The 4754-nt window shown below is 53.4% G+C and carries 3 protein-coding genes; all 3 read left to right on the top strand.

The window, feature by feature from the left end:
- Window positions 1-1203, top strand: a 1203-nt coding sequence (locus Q0510_RS06625) for a tail fiber domain-containing protein (RefSeq protein WP_298709377.1), incomplete at its 5' end; no start/stop codon positions are given.
- Window positions 1204-1262: 59 nt separating this feature from the next.
- Complete coding sequence (locus tag Q0510_RS06620; protein ID WP_298709376.1) at window positions 1263-2378, top strand: hypothetical protein; 1116 nt, start codon at window positions 1263-1265, stop codon at window positions 2376-2378.
- 82 nt (window positions 2379-2460) lie between these two features.
- Complete coding sequence (locus tag Q0510_RS06615; protein WP_298709375.1) at window positions 2461-4575, top strand: pyocin knob domain-containing S74 family peptidase; 2115 nt, start codon at window positions 2461-2463, stop codon at window positions 4573-4575.
- Window positions 4576-4754: the final 179 nt, after the last annotated feature.

The following is a 4754-nucleotide window of genomic DNA, read 5'->3' as shown; positions in this document are numbered from 1 at the left end:
TTTACCACCAGCACAGCTGCTCCGATAGAAGCCATGCGCCTCGACGAAACCGGCAAGCTGGGGATCGGTGGCGTAAGCCCCTCCCAAATGCTGGATGTAAACGGGAATATTTTGTCCCGTGGGATTGTATTAACGGAGAAGTTGACAAGCGGTAATTCGGATAGCCGTTTATCCATATATGGCGGCGGCGCGAAGTACGGGGGGCAGATACTGCTTTACGGAGGGGGGCTGAACAGAGGGTTTATGACTTTCCATACCGGTGTAGGCGATGCCTTGCAACCCGAAAGAATGCGCATTACCAACACAGGAAGAGTGGGTATCGGTACGCCATATCCTTCCGCCAAATTGAGTATAGGTGGGGCTGATTTGATTGGTGAAATAGGGAGGATCGGTTTTGATATCGACTCTTCCCAGCGGGCCTACATCGGCGCATATCGCCATACGGCTATCGGACAGGGTACCGATTTGTATTTCGGCACGATGGGAGTGGAAAGATTACGGATAACCAACACCGGAAGAATTGGTATCGGTACCGATGCGCCTTCCTTCCCCATACATATGAGCGGATTGAATACCGCCGGGATGGCCATTCAGAACACAGGTGAGCTCAGTACTTCGTCGGGCGCTTACTTCCGGTTATACAACAGCGGCATGCCCTCGGCCGCCGGCCAACGGCTTGGCGCGGTTTTGTACGGTGCAAACACCACGGGCACCACCTACGAAGCCGGCGCGCAAATAGACGCGGTGACGGAGGGCGCCTGGACAAGCGCTTCCCAGCCAACGGCCATCGTCTTCAATACTACACCATTGAACGCGAAAGGCGTACAGGAAAAGATGCGCCTCTCCGCCGCCGGGAACCTCACCGTTTCCGGAAACGTTACCGCAACGGCGTTTTACCAGACTTCCCGCCGGGAGCTTAAAACCGATATACAGGCGTTCGACCATTCCGCCCTCGACGTTTTCCGCAACGCCCAGGTCCGCACTTTCCGCTTCAAGGCCGACCGCTCCCGCGAGCATATCGGCTTCATCGCCGATGAACTGCCAGGTGAAATGGCGGCTCCAGGCACTACCGGCGTGGACCAGGGCAATACCGTCGCGTTGCTCGTTAAAGCCGTGCAGGAACTGGAAGCGAAAAACAAAGCCCTGGAAGATAAACTAGAAACCCTCGAAACCATGATCCGCGAAATAAAGGCAAAGCAATAACTTCTTCGACACCGCCGGGCGCATTATTAAAAGAACGGAAAATCAAAAACAACTAGCAGATGAAACGAATTATATTCCTGGTACTGACGATTTGCGGCGCATTCCCATCCGCCACCTATGCCCAGGACCATCTAGTAAGCCACCGCTTCATACGAAATAAAGTGACGGAGGGTTATTTCATGCAAAAGGCCGGCACTACCATCCCGCTGGATGATTACTGCATCAACGCCACCGAAGCGAAAACCTGGCTGTACCTGATTGAAAACAGGTTGCCCGCTGAAACGAACCGCATGCCCTGGTGGAGCGAATTGGTGCCGGTACCCAAAGTTATTCCCTGTACCGGTATCTCAGACTCCGGATGCCAGGCCGACTACGAAGCTTACGGCGCCTGCGGCAGCTGGCTCTACGACGCGGGGTTCGACGTGAATTTTGCCACGTTCAACCGTCAGCGTGTAGGCGGAACCACAAATCCTTTGTGGAATCCTTCTGCCGCGCTTGCCGCGCAATATTGCGCCACGCTCCCGCCGGCACTGCAATCCGTTCCGCCAGCTATGAGCACGGCCATCATAAGACCCGATACCTCAATTAGCGAAACCGTTATCAATAGCGCGCCGGATTCTGCCGCGTTGGTACAGTCCGTCATTGGCACGGATACTATTGCCCTGAACGGCGCAGACTCGGCCTTCAAGGTGCAGGTTTTCAGCGCAACCGCTTCGGTATGGAGCGGAGCCCTTAACCGATGCGGCGTATGGGCATGCAATAACCTGGTCGGAAATTTTGTATGGATGTCCGCCAGCGGCGAGTTCGCTGCGCCCGTTACAAAAACATATTACATAGGACTGGCGGCGGACGATCTGTTTGAATTATATATCGACGGAATCCTGGTAGCCGCAATGAATAATGCCGCTGCCGCGCCGGAAGTTTCATTTTTGATGTGGCATATACTGCCGGTTCCGCTGACTGCCGGATTGCATACCATCGAGATTAGAGGGCGAAATACTAAACCCGGGCCGGCTTCACTAGGTTGTGAAGTGTACGACAATACGCCTGCAGAACTCAACAATGCCGCTACCATCGACGATCTGCACATCCTATTCACGACGAAGGACTATCGCGGGAAGTCGCTTTGCCGGAGCCAGCCGGTTACAAGCACCCAAATTAATCAGAATGATTGATAGATATTTGACGGCAATTAATGCTAATTGAATTACTTGAAAACCCTTGTGAAGTGAACCCAAAGTAAACGCGTTTGTACCTATGAAATTTGTTTTGCAACTGACGATGATCCTGCTGCTTTGCGCAGGGAAATCATATACACAGCACATATACCAGATCCGGGCAGACAGTGTCCGAATCTACAACGTCTGCGACACCGCCGAGCTCATTATCGAGAACCGCACGCGCGGCGTTTCGGGGTATTTGTACAACAAGGGTAACGGCCGGACCGAATTCCGGAAGATAGACCTGGTACAGGTGGGCGGCTCCCGGCTGGCCATCGCGGGGCAGGACACGATCGACCTGGCGCAGTTTGCCGGGGTAGGCGGGACAGATTCCGCCAAATATATCCTCAACCGGACCGGGCCTGCCCAGGCGGCTAATTTCAATATAGGCGGCTTCGCAAAAATCACGAAGAACGGTTCACATGCATTCAGCCCGTCTTTAATATGGGAGCCGGCGACCGGCCTCGGAGGCGTGAACCTTCAACTTAACGGGGAGGCCATGCCCGGCCTGGCCGTAAGGGTTTTCAATGGGACGCAAAATTTATTGCATTCCACATTCCACGCCGATGGAACATTTAGCAAAACAGGAACGGTAGGAACGATTGGCTTGTCGTCGGATGGGATGGAAATTTCCTTTAACAGGAATAATGCGAATTACATCAGGGCTATTACGCCTGGTGGGTACTTCAATTTCATCACCGGCGGAAGCATTCGGAACGATACCGCCAGCGCGCTCACGTTGTATGCGAATAAGGCCGCTATCTTCCGGGGAAGTGTAAAAATGGATAGCCTGGTTGCAAGAGTTGCCCCCGCCGCCACGTTCCTGGCGATCGACAACGGCATCATCAGCCGGCGGGACGCCGCGGATGTGCTTTCGGATATTGCGGGCGTTGGCAGGATCCCCTTGACAACGAATCCAACGAATATCGGCGCATTTACCGGCAACCTCAATACAATTACCAATTCGGGCATTTTTCATATTGGCGTCGCGGAGAATAGGCCATCGGTTCAACCCGGCTACCTGGTATCGGGTGGCAATGCTGGTCTTGCTACGACCTATAAGTTCCAGCTGTTCGGGGCTTACAATACGGAGAATGAATTGTTCTTCCGCCAGGGAATTTCGGGAGGAAACTGGGGCCCCTGGCACAAAGTGGCTTCAGAAGGTTGGGTAAACACGCGGTTGACGGCAGATTCATTGAAGGTGATCCGTAATGGCACCACTGCGCAAACTGCCAATTTCAATATCACAGGAATTGGGGAAATAGGGACGATTTTCACGCAAACCATCATGAGTAACAATAGCATAAAGGGGCTCACGCTTATCGGCGGAGCAACTGGCCCGAATTCCGGCAGGGGAGGGCAGATTACTTTGTTCGGAGGCGCACATCCAACTAACCCCGGCCAGATTACTTTCCACTCTGGTGACGTCATGGATGCTTCCCAACAGCCTGAACGGATGCGTATCACCAAGGAAGGCAATGTTGGTATCGGTACTTCTGCCCCTGACGAAAAATTTCAAGTAACAGGTAATGTGAAAATTTCGCAACAGGTAATGGCGCCAATATTTGCCAGCAACAATTCGGCCGGTACCATTTCGCTATTGGGCGGACAGATTGGGGGTAATCACGGTGGACAGATCGGATTGTATGGAGGGACACATACATCATCTCCCGGGGAAATAATCTTGTTTACGGGAATAGGTTCCGGCTATCAGGCTGAACGGATGCGTGTCACGAAGGAAGGGAATGTCGGCATCGGTACATCCACCCCAACCTCGCTGCTGCATGTCAACGGCAACGTAACCGCCACCGCGTTTTATCAGTCATCCCTGCGAAAACTAAAGAAAGATATCCATCCTTTCAAAGGCAATGCCTTGGCCGTTTTGCAAAGCGCGCAGGTCCGGTCGTTTCTGTTTAAAGCGGATACGACGAGGCACATTAGTATCGGCTTCATCGCCGACGAAGTGCCCGAGGAGTTCGCTACGCCGGGCCGCACCGGGGTGGACCAGGCGAACCTGGCCGGGCTCCTGGTTAAAGCACTCCAGGAACTGAAAACCGAAAAAGACGCCATGGAAACCGAACTGAAAGCGAAGAACGAAGCGCTGGAAGCGCGGTTGAATGCCATAGAAGCCCAGCTGGCCAAAGAAAAATAAACGATTACATCCTTATACAATGAGAAAATTATTCATATCGATGGCTTCGATAGCCGGGATTTGCACTACGGCAGCGGCCCAGCATGTCTACCAGATCCGGGCCGACAGCGTCCGCATCTACAACGTCTGCGACACCGCTGAGCTCATCATCGAGAACCGGACGCGCGGGGTTTCGGGTT

This window comes from uncultured Chitinophaga sp. (assembly GCF_937874145.1).
Classification (GTDB): Bacteria; Bacteroidota; Bacteroidia; order Chitinophagales; family Chitinophagaceae; genus Chitinophaga.
The sequence above is the reverse complement of the archived record's forward strand: the minus strand, read 5'-3'. Positions and strand labels throughout refer to the sequence as shown.

What these genes read in the sequence shown, in the direction of transcription:
- Q0510_RS06620 (WP_298709376.1), top strand. Translation starts at nt 1,263, where the DNA reads ATGAAACGAATTATATTCCTGGTACTGACGATTTGCGGCGCATTCCCA.
- Q0510_RS06615 (WP_298709375.1), top strand. Translation starts at nt 2,461, where the DNA reads ATGAAATTTGTTTTGCAACTGACGATGATCCTGCTGCTTTGCGCAGGG.